We start from the raw sequence: 622 nt of genomic DNA on the forward strand, positions 1-622 counted from the left end.
GGCGGCCGGAACGGGCGGGGCGGCCGTGGGTCCCAGCGGGGCGCGCGCGAGGAACCGGAGCGCGAGCTCCAGGGCGAGGGGCCAGAGGGCTTTTAAATGCTCCTCCGCGAGCGCGAGACCGCCGAGGGGCGGCTCGTCTCCGTCTGTGATGCCGACTGTCTCGGCGAGACGTACGACAACGGCCGGGCGACTATCACTGTCTCCGAGGAGTTCTACGGCGGCCCGGAGGCCGAGGAAGCCGACGCCGAGGCCGTCATCGCGGCGCTTCACCGCGCCCAAGTCGGCAATATCGTCGGCACCGAAGCGGTCGGCGTCGCGGTCGAGGCCGGTCTCGTCGACGAGGAAACGGTCATGGAGTTCGACGGGACCCGCCACGCCCAGCTGCTCTGGTTGTGACCTCCCTTGCCCTGCCGCTCTGGACGTAATCGCCGACCCGGGTCATCGGATCCGTTCGAGCACCTCGCGGCGCCCCCGTTCGGCCCCGAGGCCGGTGGCTAACAGGACGAGTCCGGCGGCGACGAGGGCGAGTGGCCCGGAAACGACGCCCGCGAGCGGCCCGACGAGGAACGCGCCCACGCCGAGAACGAACCCGAGCGCCGCTACGTTGACGGGAGCGGTCTCG

Annotated in this window: 1 protein-coding gene and 1 pseudogene; one reads left to right on the top strand and one right to left on the bottom strand. The window is 71.7% G+C overall.

What is annotated here, in order from left to right; translation table 11 throughout:
* Positions 1–96: 96 nt before the first annotated feature.
* Positions 97–396, top strand: coding sequence for a DUF424 domain-containing protein (locus tag ACFQEU_RS17460; protein WP_379784214.1), 300 nt, complete (start codon positions 97–99; stop codon positions 394–396).
* 42 nt (positions 397–438) lie between these two features.
* Here ACFQEU_RS17460 and ACFQEU_RS17465 read toward each other — a convergent pair.
* A pseudogene (locus tag ACFQEU_RS17465) lies at positions 439–622 on the bottom strand (hypothetical protein); the annotation flags it as partial.

This window comes from Halorubrum tibetense (assembly GCF_042661865.1).
Lineage (GTDB): Archaea > Halobacteriota > Halobacteria > Halobacteriales > Haloferacaceae > Halorubrum > Halorubrum tibetense.